This is a genomic window from Akkermansia sp. KLE1798, assembly GCF_001580195.1.
GTDB classification, from domain to species: domain Bacteria; phylum Verrucomicrobiota; class Verrucomicrobiia; order Verrucomicrobiales; family Akkermansiaceae; genus Akkermansia; species Akkermansia biwaensis.
Window position 1 is genome coordinate 102729 of the sequence record NZ_KQ971082.1, and the last position, 15628, is coordinate 118356.

A 15628-nucleotide genomic window follows, 5' to 3' on the forward strand; every position below is an offset into this window, starting at 1 on the left:
GACTCATATATAATACATATTTCTTGATTTTGCTTACTATATGATACATATTTCTCTCATGAAAACCACATCCCCATTGCCGGGCCCAGTGAAAGCGGCGCTCAAGAAATTGGGGGCGGACATCAGCGATGCCCGTAAGAGGCGGCGTATCCCTACGACACTGATGGCTGAACGGGCATTCATTTCTCGGGCAACTCTGGGACGACTTGAAAAAGGTGACCCCAGCGTATCCCTGGGCAACTATGCCGCCGTCTTGTTCGTCCTGGGGCTGACCGACCGTCTCAAAAACCTTGTCGATGCCAATAATGATCCCGTAGGCAGGACTCTTGAAGAAGAACGCTTGCCCAAACGCATCCACCTTCCCAAGACTCATGAGTGATACTCCCATCGACGTATTCATTGACCTGCCTTCCTCTCAGGAGCCAGTACGAGCAGGCAGATTGTGGTCGTACTTTCGCAAAGGCCGGGAATCTGCCTCCTTCGAGTACAACAAGGAATGGCTCGCAAATCCGTACAGATTTGCACTGGAACCACTCCTGCCTCTGGCTGACGGTACCTTTCATACCACTCCCGGGCAAAGTGTATTCGGAGCGATTGGCGATTCCACCCCTGACAGGTGGGGGCGCGTTCTGATGCGGCGGGCTGAGCTGGCACGAGCGCGAGCAGCCAATGAAAGTCCGCATACGCTCTCCGAACTGGACTATCTGCTCATGGTGAACGACGAGGCTAGACAGGGAGCGCTGCGCTTTTCACAGGATGGTGGAAAATCGTTCTGCACCCCTCCGGGTACGACGCCGATTCCTCCTCTGGTCAATCTGTCTCGTCTGCTGCATGCCGCCGATCACTTCTGCCGGGACGATGAAAACGCCGAAGACTTGCGGTTGCTCCTCGCTCCCGGCTCTTCCCTGGGGGGAGCCCGACCCAAAGCATCAGTCAAAGATAAGTCCGGTCAGCTTTGTATCGCCAAGTTCCCTCGGCATGATGATGAATACAACATCGTTGCATGGGAAGCCGTCGCCTTGACTCTGGCATTCAAAGCCGGGCTTCAAGTCCCGCGTTTCGAACTGGAAACAATAACTGACAAGGATGTTCTGATCGTCTGGCGCTTCGACCGCACACAGGAACGGCGAAGAATCCCCTACCTGTCGGCCATGAGCATGCTGGGAGCCCGGGATAACGAACAGCACAGTTACCTCGAAATCGTGGATGCTATCCGCCAGTACGGCGCTACGCCCAGGCAAGACTTGCGCCAGCTATGGCAGCGAATCGCCTTCAGCGTCATGATTTCCAACACGGATGACCATCTTCGGAATCACGGGTTCCTTCAGGCCGGGGGAACAGGCTGGTCTCTATCGCCACTGTTCGACGTGAACCCGACTCCCGTGGATATACGCCCCCGCTACCTCAATACGGCTATCGACTGGGAAGATACATCCGCATCCCTGGATGTCCTCCGCAGTATCGCTCCTGAATGCGGGATCAAGATCTCTGAAACGAATGACCTGCTGAACCCGATTGCCCGGGCAGTCAGCCAGTGGCGGCAGGCGGCGGAATCATTCGGCATCAACAAACAGGAACAGGATCGCATGGCCTCTGCCTTTGAACATGGAGATGGATTTATGGCAGTATTGACGTAAGAGAGGGAATGAACCTGATTTTGTTTGTCTAGCCTTCGGAAATTTCAACCCTGTGATGATCATTTAGAATCCAGGTGTCCCCGGAGATAGCCAATATCGACTGACTAGGATTTATACTGTAAACAATAATAATCATGAATAATGACTGGACGGATGAAGAATTAAGGGCAGCAGTAGATGTTTATGTTGAGATGCTTCAAAAACACCATTCCAATAAGCCTTTTACAAAAAAGCATTACTATGAAGAACTTCATCGTAAATATGGACGCACGGAGAAATCCTTTGCGTACAGGATGCAGAACATATCCTATGTTCTGGCGTTAATGGGGCGAAACTGGCTACCAGGATTAAAACCGGCTAAAAATATTGGAGCAAAGAATGCGGCGAAAGTTGAAAAAATGTTTGCTGAAGCGGAAGGAGTATCCTTTATTCCCGTTGCGAATTTTGAAACTGCTGTGCGTGAAGAATTGGACAAACCATTACTTCATGAACCAATAGGGAATGTAACTCCAAAAATCATACAAACTAAGATCTCGGCTTACCAACGTGACGCGAAGGTAAAAGCATGGGTATTGAAAGTAGCTAACGGAATTTGTGAAGGATGTAGAAACGTCGCCCCTTTTTATGGCACGGATGGTATCCCATACCTAGAAGTTCATCATATTAGACAGCTTGCCGATGGTGGTTCCGACACGATAACGAATGCAGTTGCGTTATGTCCAAACTGCCATCGAGAAATGCACTACGGCATAGATAGAGATAGTTTGATTTCAAAACTTTATAGCAAAGTGCCTCGATTAATTCGGGAATAATCTCATGAACGATTTACCCATGCGGATCCTTTTCACGAATGCCTTTCCGGTCTGTAAGATTGCTTCCGGGGCGCTACGGAAGTAGTTTACGAGGAGAGGCACCAAAGGGACTTTCTCCTTTACCGGAACCTCCCTGCGACAGCTAAAAAACAGCTCGACTTCATGATGAAGAAGAGCTGCTGAATGGCGGCCTTATCCGTCCCTGGCTTCCAGCGTCCTGACGATCGCCTCGGCTCCCCGTTTGTACACGGTCACGGCCAATAGCTCTCCGTCGCGGAAGACGGCCCAGAAGCGGGTGCCCTTGTACTTCTCAATCGTCAGCATCAGGCAACTCCTCCTTTCCGGGATGATGGCGGGACTTGAGCAGATGTCTCAGTACGGCCCCGATATTGGCTTCATACATGTCCCGTGTGCGCTTGTTGCAGGCCACAGCGTACAGGCATCGCACATCAAGGATGTCGATGGCTTCACCGCAGAGCCGAATGCAGCTTTCCAGTGTATCCAGTTCCGTCTCCGGAATCGGCGAATCCAGCAGGATGCTTTCGTCCTCGTCCAGAGACTTCTGCTGTTCTTCCGTCAGTTCAGGGAGGTTCACCAGAGCCGTCATGGACGGGCCGTGAATCGGCAGCTTGCTCAACCCCAGCGAAGGATCGTTCTGATGACTGCTGTAAAGAGACACCGCCTTCTCGATCCGGGCCAGTAGTTCCGTGTCCAGTTCCATGTACACGTACGGGGCGTCCGTATTGTATCCGCTCGTGGAGCGCAGTTGCGCGATGATGGGCATCGTCTCCATGTCTCATTCCTTTTCTGTCAGGGTTACTTGCGGAAGAAGGCGATGACGCCCAGGATCAACAGCACGGCGAGCAGATACGGAGCCACGGCCACCAGAGCCGACAGGATACCGACGACGACCGGTCCCAGCAGACACAGCAGTACGAGTACCACCAGAGCAATGAGGAGGTCTTTCATGTTCATGGCTATGCTGATGCGTGAGCTCTTGTCCGGGATGATCGACGAGCCGGAGCAGCAGCTGACACCCATTGCTTGAGCGCCTGTCGTCCGGCATAGGTAATCAGCCAGCAGTCGGACCGAAGCAGGAATTCTTCTTCCTTTGTGCGGATGATGAATTCCTTCCCTGCCAGACCACGGACGGCATGCCTGACGCTCTCCTGTTCGATGCCACGGCATTCCGCCATGATCTCCTCATCACTGCGTTCAAAGTCGCCGTGAAGGTACAGGAGAATGGACAGTTCCAGCCCGGTCAGCAATGGAGTCCGTTCCATACGTTTCAATCTCGGATGATGTTTTCTTCTCATGATTGTCTCAGGTCAGTTGTTCAGGGCGTAGCTGTCGGCCAGATCCCAGAGCTCCCGGTTCAGGCGCGTATTGCCGTCAATGCCATTGAGCGCCCGCAGGGAGCGGCGGCGATAGACGCCATCCTTCTGAGGCTTCAAGGGAACGCCTCCCCGAATCAGGTTTTCCTGAACCCGGTTGAAGCACTGCCAGACAGTAGCCGGACCTCCCGCCGTAAAGCCGATGTCGTTCCAGCGCCGGGGCGACAGAAGAGCTTCAGGACGTATCCTGTCTTCATAGTCGTCTCCCATACGCAGTTGTGCCGCTTCATGAACAAAGTCCACCTGCCTTTTGTAAGGTAGTTTCACTCCCTGCATGCGGCGGATGTCGTCCATGATCCGGGGCGTTTCAGAGGCCAACTGAAGACTGGCCGCAATCACATCCTCCCCGGTATGGCCCATATGGCAGATGTTGATCGCGGCAATACGCGCCCCGACAATCAGACCGTTGGTACACACCAGCCGGAAGATCCCGGCCATGAGCTGGTAGGAACAACTGCCGTTGTGGCTGTTGATCATGACCACTTCGATGCGCTGCTCACGGTGATGTTCCAGCACATCCCGGTGGGCGAAGCGAATCAGGTGCTTGCGGGTAGGAGTGCCGTCCGGTTTCCGGGTACGCTGTTCCTGAGCTCCGACGACGAGAAACCCGGCTTCTTCCATCTGGTCAAGCAGAGAGTCGGACGAGACGAAGCGGTATTTCTTCGAGCGGCTCTCGTCTTCGCGGTCGGCGAAGACGGAGGGCGCGACACGCCGGATCTGGAATCTGTCCAGCGGGCTGTTGTCGCGATTGCGATAGAGTTCGCGTGTGGATGTGTGAGTATTCATATTCATTGATGATTGATTTGTTGCAACAAAAAGCCCGCCCCCGGAACAAGGCCGGGAGGCGGGCTCAGACAGGAAGCAGAGAATCTACTTCCTCAGGAATATATGACGTGGAGGGATAGAGATTTTTCAAAGTGATCGGTTCAGCAGAAATTGATCCTTTATTTTATTTCATGTTGATTTACTGATCAATTTTCGCTAAATCTATCATACGCATTACGCATGTCTGCTCCGCTTATCAAACAATTTGGAACTGTTCCCATTCATACACATATCCTCAAGTCAGTTCTCGAGGACTACAAGGCTCCTATGGCCAGGATTGCAAGACTACAAAAAAAGGGACAGCTTCTTAATCTACGTAGAGATTTGTATATATGCCTTCCTGAAGAAGGTTCTCCCTCTCGGGAGTTGATCGCCAACCATCTACTTCACCCCTCTTATGTTTCATATGAAACTGTCTTGTCGGCGAAAGGAGTCATTCCTGAACGGGTACATACCACCAAGTCCGCATGTATGAAGAGAAACAAGGTATTTGAGAATGCTACTGGACGCTACGAATACCTTCATGTGTCTGATGCATATTTCCCCATTGGCCTAATCAAGCAAACGACTAATGAGGGATACTGTTATATATCAGCTTCAACGGAAAAAGCGTTGTGCGATCTGATTATTTCTTTTCCAAACCTCCGTATCCAATCAGTAAAGGCCATGCGCTTCTATTTAGAAAATTATCTAAAGACAGATTGGAATATCATCTCAAATATGGACACCAGTATTATCCGTGCATGTGCTGAAACAACAAACAAGAAAAAAAATGAACTGAAGCTATTGGAAAAGGCTATTTGTTATGAACGTGTTTGATGAAATTTTAACCTCCTATAAGGTAATGCAACAGATTGCGCTTCGTGTCCTTTACAACAAGGGAGCAAATCAAAATAGGACAAGGAGTCATCAGTAATGTCTGAGAATAAACAGGGGCTGGCATATTCCGTGGTTTCGTACTTTTGTGGATGTGGTGGTCTGGATTTGGGCTTTCGCGGTGACTTCAGATACCATGATGAAGACTACAAGCGATTACCATTCGTAATCCGAGCGGCATACGACTATGAGCCGCTTTGTGTCGAGACTTATAACGGTTATTTCGGAGAAGGACATGCTTTCGTCAAAGATCTTTCCACGGTTGATGTGAATTCTGTTCCGAAAGCGGAGGTACTTATTGGTGGTTTTCCTTGTCAGGAGTTTTCTTCTTGTGGCCCTTTGGGAGGTCTACAGTCTGAGCGAGGGAGACTGTATCAGACGCTTATTACATATATGAATAAGCATAAGCCCATGGTTGTTGTGGGTGAAAACGTCATTAACCTTGAGCGTATGGAAAATGGAGAGGTATTGAAGACCATTAAGACCGATCTCACTAACGCTGGGTATAAAGTTGAGGTTTGGAAGATGTTCGCTCCTGACTATGGAGTTCCACAGCGTAGGGCGAGATTATTCTTTATCTGTGTAAGGAATGACATTCACGAAGTAAATGGATTTCCTGAAATTCCAAAGCCTAGATTTGAGGGGAAGCACAGGAGCATTGAGTGGGCTATAGGTGATTTGGTCAACGTAACAGATGAAAGTGTACCAAACCAGAGCCAATATTTCGGTGCTTCCCGCGCGAAAAAGGGCAATGGGCAAGGCGACGAGAGCAACAAAAAAGATTTGCCTGCCTATACAATTCGGGCAAATCCAAAGTCGAGGGTTCAGTTCCACTACTCGTTGGACCGAAGGCTGACCGTTCGTGAGTGTGCGAGGATTCAAACGTTCCCCGATAATTTTAAGTTTATTCATGCCAAGACAACAAGCATCTCTCAAATAGGGAATGCGGTACCACCAATGCTTGCGTATATAGTGGCAAAGACCATAGTGAATTATCTGAAAACTGTGAAAGAAGAAGAAAGAAATGTGTAATATGAACACACTCGATATAACGCCGACTCCGAGAATCTTGCGGACATTGGGCGAAATACCGTTTCAGACGTGGCAATGTGTCGCTGAACTGATTGACAACTCTATCGATGCGTTCCTTTCTGATAAAACCGCAATACCGGAAGAAGACGAGCGGAAGATTGTCGTGACGTGGGCTTCCGACTCAGTCGCTACGGATGACCGCGCTATCGAGGTTACAGACAACGCTTGCGGTATGTCGATAGAACAGCTACAAAATGCTGTTCGCGCGGGATATTCAAGCAACGATCCCATTGGTAATTTGGGGCTTTTCGGTATGGGATTCAACATCTCGACCGCGCGCTTGGGTGAAGTCACAACCATTATGACTACAAGGAGCGGGGACTCCGATTGGGTCGGCATCAAGATTGACTTCCAAAAGTTAATCGATACCAGGCGTTTTGATGCTCCTATTATCCACAAAGCGAAAAGTAATCCCGCTGAACATGGTACAAAGATAACCATCTCGCGACTTCGTCATGGCATACTTACTGAGTTGCCGAATAAAGAGAATGAAATTCGACAACGACTAGAGGCGATTTACGCATCACTTCTAAATAATCAGGAAATCGCTATATACGTTAAAGGCAGACAGTTGCGCCCGCGAAACCATTGCGTTTGGTCTGAGTCTCGCTATGTGCGCTACAGCGACCAGAATGTATCAGCCCGCATGATGATAGATCGAAATCTTGGCGACGCTCTCTTCGACTTGAGCCGGAACTGCTATTTGACTGCCGATGAAGCGGAACAATACTATGTTGACCAGCAAGAGGGACGTGATTTACCGGCCCATATCGTAGAACGAGGTAAGAGGTTAACTGGCTGGCTTGGAATTCAACGGTACGCCGACCCAAACGATTTCGGCATCGATTTCATACGGAATGGGCGAAAAATTCTCATATCCGATAAGTCACTGTTCCAATACGAAAACCCCATCACCGGGCAAAAAGAACTTCAGTATCCCTTGGAATTGGGTACTTCGGTAGGTGGTCGTATTGTTGGCGAGTTGCACGTTGACTACCTGTTGCCGACATACCAAAAAAACGACTTTGACCGTTCTGATAACTCTTGGGCTCAGACAGTAGAGGCGATTTGTGGTGTGGGTCCTTTCTTACCTAAATCAAGAAAGGCTTTGGGATTTTCCGAACAGAATCCCTCTCCTCTCTGTGTTTTAGTCAACGCCTTCCGTAGGGTTGACAAAGGCACAAAGTGTCTCTTTGCTCCTAACGATGTGGCAAAAAGATATGCCACCGAGTTTAGAAAAGGGATGCGCGACTACCTAGACGACATTTTGTGGTGGAAAGCCGCTCAAGAGGAAGACCAAAAGCAGAGTACCGGGGGTGCGAGGGCGACTACCGCAGTCAATACGGGAGAAACTCCGTCTGACGATATTAGCGCATACATTAGTGGGACGGTAATATCGCCGCCACAGGTAATCGTTCGTGGTAACCCAACAGACGACTCGCAACCGAGCTCGCTGCCGGTGACTACTCCCCAACCCGTTCCCTCGCCGGAAACGTCTAAGTTGGATGAGTTAATTCAAAGGGCTATTTCCGTAAGCCAGTTGAGTGGGCGTAACTATAAGTTTGGTAACACCGGCTCGTTAAATGTGAGGGTGTATGAGTTAAGCCGTGGCTCAATATTTTATCGCGGTGAGAAAAAGCCATGCTTCTTTCAGTCTGACGGCATAGACTGTGACTTTGTCTATGACCCGTCGCATCCGTTGCTCGCTCAGTACCCAATAACCGCGAAGATGCTCCTATTGCAGTATCTGTCGGAGAAACTGAAAGCTCGTGATAGTCTGCCTGATTTGGTATCGGTATACGCCGAACTAGTGGAGACGACGATGCAAGAAGCCAAAATAGATCGTCAATCGCTTCAAGATAGAGCAAGTAGCGCGTTTGACCTTCTGAGAGAAAAGCTAGCGGTTGCTCTCAGAGACCGCGCTGCTGACGTGGTTAATTGTGTCCACGAATCGGCGGGAGAGGTCGAGGAAACTGTTACGAACCTAATTCAGTCAAACACTACCTTGCTCACAGCTTTCCAGTCTGGAATAGAAGAAGGATATGATGCTATTGATTATGTACCGCCTAAAACGTTGTATAGACTGATTGAACGATTCCCAGAGGATGTGTTTGACGGAAAGGTGCTTCAAACTCCCTATATAACAATCAATTTGCAAGATGAAAAAGCGACCCTCCGTGCTCGAGATGAGTCCAAAGACCGTGCCCTATCATTTATCAAGGACGCTCTTAGGGTAATTTCCGGCTATAGCCAGCGTGTTCAAAAGAACGAACTCGCACGCGCGTCGTTGAGCGTGGACTTCTTGCTTAAGGAGCTGAACGCATGAATTTTTACACGGACGACATATCTAACGGGTATAACTGGAAAGGCCTTGAACGGGTAATTGCCCGATTAATGGAACATTTGGGTTGGAATGACACCACTGTTATCGGTGGAGCAGGCGACAAAGGGTGTGACATCCTCGCCACACGACCAGAAGGCCACCAGATTAGGTCTTGGGTTGTTCAGGCTAAGGCTGTTTCTGGCGACCGCTATATAGGACCTCAAGCTTTGAAAGAGGCTATTGACGCTTTGTCATTCTATGACGCTAACATTGCCGCTGTTGCCACTAACGGGGAGTTTACCAAAACCGCTCGTCAACGTCAGAAGCAGCTTGAGAAGAACGGATACACCCTAAAACTTTGGAATGGCGCGTTTATCCAAGCCCTTATAAACCAGATGCCCGTCGACCATGCTAGTCGGCGAGGATTGAGGCGGTACCAAGACAAAATTGTCCAAAAGGTACTCGCGGCATTTGAAAGAGGAGACAAGCGAGCGTTCTACATTGTCGCCACGGGACTTGGCAAAACGGTCATCGCCGCGACTATTGCCCGTGAACTTTGGGAAAAGGGATGTCGGCGCATTCTCGTACTGTGCCATGCCACTGACTTGGCTCTTCAGTTGGAACAGGGCTTTTGGTCACAAATAAAAAAGGAGGTGCCAACTTCGGTATTCTTCGACGGCTTGCCGCCACGCGACACGGAAGGTATCTCCTTTGGGCTTTATCAAAGCCTATATGGTTATCTTCCGGGAGTTGAGCCAGGCCAGTTTGATGTCGTGATAGTTGACGAAGCGCACCACGCACTCGCACACGGCTTCAGAACTTGCCTGGAACATCTAAAACCAAAGTTCTTGATCGGCATGACAGCTACTCCTTGGCGCGGTGACGGGCAAAGCCTTACAACTGTTTTCGGAGAGGCTTTGGAAAAGGTATCGCTTGTTGATGGTATGGCGATGGGTTATCTCTCCAAAGTGGATTACCGAATTTTGTGCGACAACGTAGACTGGGATAATATGGAGCGGATAAGTAGGCAGAATCTCTCAATCCGCGACCTGAATAAACGTCTATTTCTGCCTCAACGTGACGAGGCCGTCATTTCGGAGATTAGGAAAGTTGTCAAGGATATTCCTAATCCAAAGATAGCTATATTCTCGCCTTCCATTGAACATAGTAATCGTTTCGCTGATATGCTTTCAGCGGCGGGAATTCCCTGTGCTGCTCTGTCGAGGGTTGATAAAGCGGAACGGAGGCGGAGGCTTTTGGCGTTCGCAGCGGGAACTTATCAAGCGGTTAGCGCGGTAGATGTCATGAACGAGGGTATCGACATACCCGACGTCAATATCCTTTTATTCTTGCGGGCTACGCACTCACGTCGGATATTCGTTCAGCAGCTTGGGCGAGGGTTACGCTTGTCGGACGGCAAAGAGAAAGTCATCGTATTGGACTTTGTATCGGATATTCGCCGTATGGCCGATATCATTGAAATGAACAGAGAGGGAAAAGTCAAAGGAGCGGAAAATGAGGTCATTTACCTTCAGGAAGGATTTGTATCTTTCTCTGACGCGAGAATGGAGAGTTTCGTAAACATGTGGCTTGAAGATGTAGCGGATTTGGGTGGCTCTGACGACGAGACTAATCTGAAATTTCCAGAGGGATTTTGATATGACACAAAAACTGCCAAACAAGAAGAGAAACCAAATTGAGACACTCATATACGCTAGAGCCGATGAGATGAGCTACAGGACTTTAAGCCGTCCTGAGAGTTCTCTATTTTTGGACTCTCTTGTTGAGGATTCCGCTGTTGGTGGCGTGTTGCGGGAATACTACCCAAAGGAAAAAGTTCGCACATACATCAAGGATGGAATTCTCAATGCCTACATGAAACGGTTTACGAAATGCGCTCTCGATGGGGTGTCTCCGACTGACACAATTCAGCGAATATACGGAGTCCCATCGTTTGTTATTCAACAATGCACAGGAAAAGACTCACGGGTATCGGTTTCTCGCTCTGATGACGGTCGTATTTTTGTCATCAGCGGTGGAACCGTTCTAAAATGGGAAACTGCGCTGAGGAAAGCTCTAGAACTAATAGCGAGAGAAGCGGGACTATCAGTAGATGGGAAAATGCCTGAAATATGCCTTCATCTTGTTGCCACGAATAACAGTCTCACTGTGGCAGATAAGAAACATATTAAAACCGCGCTCGGAGCCGTTGGAGTAGCGGCGGTATTCTGTAACGATTGACTTTGTGGTTTAGGAGATGCATATGTCTAGGACTTTAGAAATGACCCATAAGATTATGTCTGCGGTGAAGTCCAAAAATACGAGACCAGAACTCGCGCTTCGCCACGCTCTTTGGGCACGCGGTTTGCGTTATCGAGTAAACGTAAAATCTCTCAAAGGCAAACCGGATGTGGTTTTTACGAGGGCGAAAATTGTGGTTTTTTGTGACGGTGACTTCTGGCACGGACATAACTGGGCAATCCGAGGCTTATCGTCGTTAGAGGAAGAACTGGATAAATATACGCAGTTTTGGCGGGACAAAATTCTCGGTAATATCCAACGAGATAAGGAGCAGACCGTTCATTTGGAAAATGAGGGGTGGAACGTGATAAGAATTTGGGAGAGCGATATAAAAAAAGACGTCGTAAAGTGTGCGGATATTATTGAAGAGGCGTATCAAAAGGCCATATCAAAGTAAGAAAGTCTCAATGAGAAATAAACTGTTCCCAGGGGCTGCCGTCCATTCGAGAAGGCTAAAAAGAAGCCAACCTTACGGCAGGCTTCTGAATGACTTCCACACTACTTTCTACACCACCCGGAACATTCTTTCCTGTACTGGCACCAGGAGCATTGCATCCCGGGCTGTGGATGGAAACGCTCGGTAGTAATGCCTTCGTAGGCAATCCTGTACAGGTCGGCGACGCGCTGCTTACGCTGTTCGTCAGCAGGCGGAATCTTGACCCGGATTACCTGCGGCGTCTTTGTCTTGATCAGATAGATTAGATCCAGTGATGGAGGAGAGCCTCCTGTGGCTTCTTCGATCATCATCTGGTAGGTGACCAGCTGGAGTTCATGATCAAAGGCGGCGTACCCGACGTCCGGTTTGGCGGCAGCGGATTTGTAGTCTACCGCCGTCAAATCGTGCTGGACAAGGTCGATAACGCCGCGCACGGGAACCGGCAGGTCGGGGATGGTGGCTGACAAGCCGACTTCTACTCCTAGGGGCATTTGTGAAGCAACTTCATCGGAGCTCATGTAGGCCTTGACCGTGTTCCAAGCACAGGAATGTACCTTCTGGCGTGTTTCTTCGTCGGCGTAGTCCACCGGCCCTTCCGTCTTCTCCAGCTCCAGGAAGTGAGTGGAGAAGGCTTCTTCCATGGCCGTCTCACTGCTGTCTTCTCCCCGCCATCGGGCGAGGTTGAAGGATTGGAGTGTGGCGTGGATAGCCTTGCCGACATGCAGGGCGACCGTTGTCGGCTTCCGTATCTGCGCTACCCTCTCGAAGAAGAAGCGCAGGGAACACGACAGGTACGATTTGACCGAGGAGGGAGACAGGTAGTCCGGGCGTACGGCAGAGGGAGAAGAAGCCTCCGAAGGAAACTTCTTCATCAATGCGATAGCCGGGTGCAGGGAGGATGAACGTATGGGGCGGGTTACGGGAGCAATCATAGGTCAGTACGGGTTGGAGTTACCGGCATAAGTCGCAGCGGGACGGCGGGTGTAGTTGTTCCTGCCTGATGCCGAGCGTTTGGATGTCGCACCGGAGCGGTTCATCAGCTCGTCGATCAGCCCGGAAGCTTCCATGCGGTCGAGCATGGCAACGACCTTGTTGAATCTCCGGGTAGCCAGTTCGTTCAGGGCAGAGTCATCCAGCCCGACCTTTCCGGCCAGTTCCAGGATGAGAGCCTGTTGCTTCTCCGAGCACTTCCATGCGGGAACGGTTGCAATAGAGGACTCGGGAGCTCCTGCAGGTGGTGTTTGTCTCACGGATGATTCTGATGTCGTCAGTGAAGCGGAAGCTCTAGGAACTGGCCTTTGTGTAGCCTGTGTGCCGTAATGTTCGTCAGGGACGAATCCGACTTGTTGGATTTGAGCATCGACGGCGGACTGAAGGGAGCCGTAGAGTCGTTCCGTTTCCGCAGCCAGTTCGGATGTGTGGGTGATTTCCGTTTCGATGGATACCTCGAACTGATGGGAGGAGTACCCCGGTAGTCCGAGACGTTTGCTGTAGTTGGCGATGAGTTTGATAGCCATGATGGTTGTTCTTTCCTTGTTGATGGGTGAATACAGAAAAGCCGCCATGCCCGGGATCGGGAACATGGCGGCTTTGTGAAGAATGACAGGCAGGTAATCCCTGTGTCTGGTATATATGACGGTGGAAGAGGTGTTATTTCAACGCTACTTCATAGCCTCTGCTTCCTGTAACATCTTCACACATTCCGCATTCTCCTCAGAGTTGGCGGCCAACATGAGAGCTGTTTTCCCATCCTTATCTTTTGCCGTCACATCCGCCCCGGCTATTAACAATGCTCTCACACATTCCGCACGTTTATGACTAGGAGAAGGTATAACCGCATACATAAGAGCCGTCCGTCCTTTGTTCTCCTTCATATTCACGTCTGCCCCCGATTTTAGCAGTACTTTCATGCATTCTATTTGCCCATAAAAGGCTGTTGTCATCAGAACCGTTTCTTCATTCTCATCTTTCACATTTACGTCTGTTCCGTACGCTAGCAATACTTTCACGCATTCCGCATGCCCATTCATAGCAGACCACCAGAGAGCAGTCTGTCCGCCGTTCCTTTTCTCGTTCATGTCCGCTCCAGCTTTCAACAGTTCTTTAACGATCCCGGCATCCCCATTCTCGGCAGCCTTCATGAGAACCGTCCATCCGCCGTTATTCTTCATGTTCACGTCTGCCCCGGCTTCTATCAATGCTTTTACGCTGGCAGCATCTCCATTAGAGGCGGCAAACATGAGGGCTGTTTTTCCGTCCTCATCTTTTGCATTCACGTCAGCCCAATTTTTTAGCAATATTTTCACACATTCCGTATGCCCATTCTCAGCAGCCAACATGAGAGCCGTTTCTCCATCCTGGTTTTTAGTATCTACACGTGCTCCGTCATTGAGCAATTCAGTTATCCAGTCAATATTACCATTTTTGGCAGCCTTCATGAGGACCGTATTTCCTTTCCAATCGCTTTTATTGGCTTCCGGATTGTCGGATTTTCCACATGAGGAAAGGAATAATACGGAAATCAACGGAAGAATCGCAACGTGACCGATTCGATATATCTTCGAATTTATATGTTTCTTCATAAGTTTATGATAAAATTAACGAACTGTTAACATGGAAGTTTTGTATTATGATATTTAGAAATCAATTTATTGATATAATAGATCATAAATATAGCACAAACAGAACATCCTGTGGAAATTATACTGCCAATGATCAGCCAGCTCTCAAAGCTACTCCGGCTGGCCGCTCCTCTTAACGCACCATGGACAAATAACCCGAGTATATTAAGAACACAGTACGTTAAGAATGGCCATAATTGAATGCTTCCGGGTCGTTTTAGAAGCTTATCTCCTAATGAACTGACTTTGCAAAATGCAACAAATCCCCAATAAAAATTAAAAAATGGAATGAAAAGAAAACCTATAGCCTGACCGGGAGAAGGGATCCGAATACGACCGGAAATATTCTGCAATACTTTCCATGCTTTGAACAGTCTGATCAATAGTAAGATGGATGCCGTCAAAAAAGTCAATATGGAACCCCATGAAAAGATTATGGAAGCACCGTAACTGCGATCACTGAATGCTATGGTTGACACTATACTCAGGATTGATGAGGCGCAGAAAAAACTACAGGCAACCCAGCTTTGAGGTTCCATATAGTAAGTGACAGGGCGAATATCTAGAATATCATTCAGAGACACCCAATCTGTCATACCCTGTTTCCACCCTAATTCGGAGCCATATAACTTTCCTATTTTTACAAAGTTCTTCAATTCATCTAAAGAATATGGCCCTTGTTTATTGCCATCATAATCCACTACATAATACTCTTTCTTGAAATTATCGGGAATGGAAGGAATTGGCGGTGTTGGAGGAATAGAGGCGGAAAGAGGAGGTGTATTCGGTTTGCAATCGGTAGTTTCTCTCTCCTCATTTGTTATTTTCTCTACACTCGATATCATTGTTTCAATGAGTATCCAGCCAGCCATCCCCTCACACCATACAAGCGTGCCTTCCGGATATTTGCTCGCTTGATACCGGGCAATGAGAGCTTTTTCATCATACGGGCCTTCCTGTGTTTTATCCGGGAGGGTGATGTAATACTGTTTGCTATCCATAAATTTCAATGATTGTTATGCGACTAATATGTAAAAAGAGAGTGCGAAAGGTATCGTTTGGAGTTAAAAGCAACACCTTTCCCACTAATGACTCTTAGAGAGGCATACCATTCGATTTAAGGATACCTTTCCCCTGGCAGCGCTGACATTTCTGACCTCCGATGTTGCCTTTGCCCTGGCATCCGGGGCAAACGATGACCCCTTGGTTCTGTTGATGGCAAATGGCGTCCCCTACAGATTGCTGATGCGAGGAGGCCTGTGACTGACCGGCCATCATGCAGATGACCGTCAACGTAATAAGTGCGGCAAT

General features: G+C 49.0%; 18 protein-coding genes. 9 read left to right on the forward strand and 9 right to left on the reverse strand.

What is annotated here, in order from left to right; translation table 11 throughout:
* Nucleotides 1–58: 58 nt before the first annotated feature.
* From HMPREF3039_RS07080 to HMPREF3039_RS07090, 3 genes are all read left to right on the forward strand, one after another.
* On the forward strand, nucleotides 59–379 hold the full coding sequence (locus HMPREF3039_RS07080; protein WP_067570325.1) for a helix-turn-helix domain-containing protein: 321 nt from the start codon (nucleotides 59–61) through the stop codon (nucleotides 377–379).
* The gene (locus HMPREF3039_RS07085; RefSeq protein ID WP_067570254.1) at nucleotides 372–1637 is read left to right on the forward strand and encodes a type II toxin-antitoxin system HipA family toxin; all 1266 of its coding nucleotides are present in this window, start codon (nucleotides 372–374) and stop codon (nucleotides 1635–1637) included. The genes HMPREF3039_RS07080 and HMPREF3039_RS07085 overlap by 8 nt, the downstream gene beginning before the upstream one ends.
* Nucleotides 1638–1771: 134 nt before the next feature.
* Nucleotides 1772–2449 (forward strand): HNH endonuclease, encoded by a 678-nt coding sequence (locus HMPREF3039_RS07090; RefSeq protein WP_067570255.1) that lies wholly within the window; start codon nucleotides 1772–1774, stop codon nucleotides 2447–2449.
* 192 nt (nucleotides 2450–2641) lie between these two features.
* On the opposite strand, the gene HMPREF3039_RS14485 is transcribed toward HMPREF3039_RS07090, so the two are convergent.
* The 5 genes from HMPREF3039_RS14485 to HMPREF3039_RS07105 are packed head-to-tail and all read right to left on the reverse strand — an operon-like array spanning nucleotide 2642 to nucleotide 4629.
* On the reverse strand, nucleotides 2642–2773 hold the full coding sequence (locus HMPREF3039_RS14485; protein WP_256151000.1) for a hypothetical protein: 132 nt from the start codon (nucleotides 2771–2773) through the stop codon (nucleotides 2642–2644).
* Nucleotides 2760–3242 carry a hypothetical protein gene (locus HMPREF3039_RS07095; RefSeq protein ID WP_067570257.1) on the reverse strand — a complete coding sequence of 161 codons (483 nt, stop codon included), beginning with the start codon at nucleotides 3240–3242 and terminating at the stop codon, nucleotides 2760–2762. The genes HMPREF3039_RS14485 and HMPREF3039_RS07095 overlap by 14 nt, the downstream gene beginning before the upstream one ends.
* Before the next feature lie 23 nt (nucleotides 3243–3265).
* Complete coding sequence (locus tag HMPREF3039_RS14490; protein WP_269447938.1) at nucleotides 3266–3394, reverse strand: hypothetical protein; 129 nt, start codon at nucleotides 3392–3394, stop codon at nucleotides 3266–3268.
* 32 nt (nucleotides 3395–3426) lie between these two features.
* Entirely contained in the window at nucleotides 3427–3732 is a 306-nt protein-coding gene (locus tag HMPREF3039_RS13745) for a hypothetical protein (RefSeq protein ID WP_067570259.1), read from the reverse strand.
* A 45-nt stretch (nucleotides 3733–3777) separates the two neighbouring features.
* Nucleotides 3778–4629 carry a DUF932 domain-containing protein gene (locus tag HMPREF3039_RS07105; RefSeq protein ID WP_167506762.1) on the reverse strand — a complete coding sequence of 284 codons (852 nt, stop codon included), beginning with the start codon at nucleotides 4627–4629 and terminating at the stop codon, nucleotides 3778–3780.
* 219 nt (nucleotides 4630–4848) lie between these two features.
* Here HMPREF3039_RS07105 and HMPREF3039_RS13750 point away from each other — a divergent pair, with 219 nt between their 5' ends.
* From HMPREF3039_RS13750 to HMPREF3039_RS07135, 6 genes are all read left to right on the forward strand, one after another.
* Nucleotides 4849–5487: a type IV toxin-antitoxin system AbiEi family antitoxin domain-containing protein gene (locus HMPREF3039_RS13750; RefSeq protein ID WP_147549823.1), complete on the forward strand. Its 639-nt coding sequence runs from the start codon at nucleotides 4849–4851 to the stop codon at nucleotides 5485–5487.
* A 96-nt stretch (nucleotides 5488–5583) separates the two neighbouring features.
* Nucleotides 5584–6576, forward strand: a complete 993-nt coding sequence (locus tag HMPREF3039_RS07115; RefSeq protein WP_067570264.1) for a DNA cytosine methyltransferase — start codon at nucleotides 5584–5586, stop codon at nucleotides 6574–6576.
* Between the two features lies 1 nt (nucleotide 6577).
* Nucleotides 6578–8962: an ATP-binding protein gene (locus tag HMPREF3039_RS07120; protein ID WP_067570266.1), complete on the forward strand. Its 2385-nt coding sequence runs from the start codon at nucleotides 6578–6580 to the stop codon at nucleotides 8960–8962.
* On the forward strand, nucleotides 8959–10617 hold the full coding sequence (locus tag HMPREF3039_RS07125) for a DEAD/DEAH box helicase family protein (RefSeq protein WP_067570268.1): 1659 nt from the start codon (nucleotides 8959–8961) through the stop codon (nucleotides 10615–10617). Before HMPREF3039_RS07120 ends, HMPREF3039_RS07125 begins: the two co-directional genes overlap by 4 nt.
* Before the next feature lies 1 nt (nucleotide 10618).
* A complete protein-coding gene (locus HMPREF3039_RS07130) occupies nucleotides 10619–11200 on the forward strand; it encodes a hypothetical protein (protein WP_067570270.1) in 582 nt (193 codons plus the stop codon).
* Nucleotides 11201–11222: 22 nt separating this feature from the next.
* On the forward strand, nucleotides 11223–11657 hold the full coding sequence (locus HMPREF3039_RS07135; RefSeq protein ID WP_067570272.1) for a very short patch repair endonuclease: 435 nt from the start codon (nucleotides 11223–11225) through the stop codon (nucleotides 11655–11657).
* A gap of 101 nt (nucleotides 11658–11758) precedes the next feature.
* Here HMPREF3039_RS07135 and HMPREF3039_RS07140 read toward each other — a convergent pair whose 3' ends face one another.
* The 4 genes from HMPREF3039_RS07140 to HMPREF3039_RS13310 all read right to left on the reverse strand — a co-directional run bounded on the left by HMPREF3039_RS07140 (nucleotide 11759) and on the right by HMPREF3039_RS13310 (nucleotide 15318).
* On the reverse strand, nucleotides 11759–12628 hold the full coding sequence (locus tag HMPREF3039_RS07140; RefSeq protein WP_067570274.1) for a RecB family exonuclease: 870 nt from the start codon (nucleotides 12626–12628) through the stop codon (nucleotides 11759–11761).
* Nucleotides 12629–12631: 3 nt separating this feature from the next.
* Nucleotides 12632–12946 carry a hypothetical protein gene (locus HMPREF3039_RS14365; RefSeq protein WP_147549827.1) on the reverse strand — a complete coding sequence of 105 codons (315 nt, stop codon included), beginning with the start codon at nucleotides 12944–12946 and terminating at the stop codon, nucleotides 12632–12634.
* A gap of 411 nt (nucleotides 12947–13357) precedes the next feature.
* Nucleotides 13358–14278, reverse strand: coding sequence for an ankyrin repeat domain-containing protein (locus tag HMPREF3039_RS07150; protein WP_067570278.1), 921 nt, complete (start codon nucleotides 14276–14278; stop codon nucleotides 13358–13360).
* 26 nt (nucleotides 14279–14304) lie between these two features.
* Nucleotides 14305–15318 (reverse strand): DUF4339 domain-containing protein, encoded by a 1014-nt coding sequence (locus tag HMPREF3039_RS13310; RefSeq protein ID WP_082770157.1) that lies wholly within the window; start codon nucleotides 15316–15318, stop codon nucleotides 14305–14307.
* Nucleotides 15319–15628: the final 310 nt, after the last annotated feature.

Coding starts and splice junctions, on each gene's coding strand:
- HMPREF3039_RS13310 (WP_082770157.1), bottom strand. CDS start 15,318: ATGGATAGCAAACAGTATTACATCACCCTCCCGGATAAAACACAGGAA.
- HMPREF3039_RS07095 (WP_067570257.1), bottom strand. CDS start 3,242: ATGGAGACGATGCCCATCATCGCGCAACTGCGCTCCACGAGCGGATAC.
- HMPREF3039_RS07130 (WP_067570270.1), top strand. CDS start 10,619: ATGACACAAAAACTGCCAAACAAGAAGAGAAACCAAATTGAGACACTC.
- HMPREF3039_RS07125 (WP_067570268.1), top strand. CDS start 8,959: ATGAATTTTTACACGGACGACATATCTAACGGGTATAACTGGAAAGGC.
- HMPREF3039_RS07150 (WP_067570278.1), bottom strand. CDS start 14,278: ATGAAGAAACATATAAATTCGAAGATATATCGAATCGGTCACGTTGCG.
- HMPREF3039_RS07120 (WP_067570266.1), top strand. CDS start 6,578: ATGAACACACTCGATATAACGCCGACTCCGAGAATCTTGCGGACATTG.
- HMPREF3039_RS07105 (WP_167506762.1), bottom strand. CDS start 4,629: ATGAATACTCACACATCCACACGCGAACTCTATCGCAATCGCGACAAC.
- HMPREF3039_RS07085 (WP_067570254.1), top strand. CDS start 372: ATGAGTGATACTCCCATCGACGTATTCATTGACCTGCCTTCCTCTCAG.
- HMPREF3039_RS07090 (WP_067570255.1), top strand. CDS start 1,772: ATGAATAATGACTGGACGGATGAAGAATTAAGGGCAGCAGTAGATGTT.
- HMPREF3039_RS14485 (WP_256151000.1), bottom strand. CDS start 2,773: ATGCTGACGATTGAGAAGTACAAGGGCACCCGCTTCTGGGCCGTCTTC.
- HMPREF3039_RS07135 (WP_067570272.1), top strand. CDS start 11,223: ATGTCTAGGACTTTAGAAATGACCCATAAGATTATGTCTGCGGTGAAG.
- HMPREF3039_RS07080 (WP_067570325.1), top strand. CDS start 59: ATGAAAACCACATCCCCATTGCCGGGCCCAGTGAAAGCGGCGCTCAAG.
- HMPREF3039_RS07115 (WP_067570264.1), top strand. CDS start 5,584: ATGTCTGAGAATAAACAGGGGCTGGCATATTCCGTGGTTTCGTACTTT.
- HMPREF3039_RS13745 (WP_067570259.1), bottom strand. CDS start 3,732: ATGGAACGGACTCCATTGCTGACCGGGCTGGAACTGTCCATTCTCCTG.
- HMPREF3039_RS13750 (WP_147549823.1), top strand. CDS start 4,849: ATGTCTGCTCCGCTTATCAAACAATTTGGAACTGTTCCCATTCATACA.
- HMPREF3039_RS07140 (WP_067570274.1), bottom strand. CDS start 12,628: ATGATTGCTCCCGTAACCCGCCCCATACGTTCATCCTCCCTGCACCCG.